The organism is Pseudomonas sp. SWRI68, assembly GCF_014269165.1.
Classification (GTDB): domain Bacteria; phylum Pseudomonadota; class Gammaproteobacteria; order Pseudomonadales; family Pseudomonadaceae; genus Aquipseudomonas; species Aquipseudomonas capeferrum.
This window is the reverse complement of record NZ_JABWRU010000089.1, coordinates 1-247: the sequence shown is the minus strand read 5'-3', so window position 1 is coordinate 247 and position 247 is coordinate 1. Positions and strand designations below refer to the sequence as shown.

Here is a 247-nt window from a genome sequence, read left to right as displayed (position 1 = left end):
TTTCGTCACCGTTACCGCGCCGGACAACGTTTACACCGGTACCAATGACCCAGTAATCAAATCGATCGCCAGCGTCGACGGCGCCGATGTCGGCAAGTTCGAGAACCTGGTCCTGGACAAGACCCCGGTCAGCACCGCTGTCACCGACGAGCCGGGTACTCCAGGCAACGAAGGCGATCTGGTCAAAGTCACCATTACTGCCGACCAGGTTTCGGTCGCTGAAAACGTTAAACCGACCTTCACCGTC

Annotated in this window: 1 protein-coding gene; it reads left to right on the top strand. The window is 57.9% G+C overall.

The features are described from left to right. Window positions 1-247, top strand: a 247-nt coding sequence (locus HU770_RS26920; protein WP_186666629.1) for a hypothetical protein, incomplete at both ends; no start/stop codon positions are given.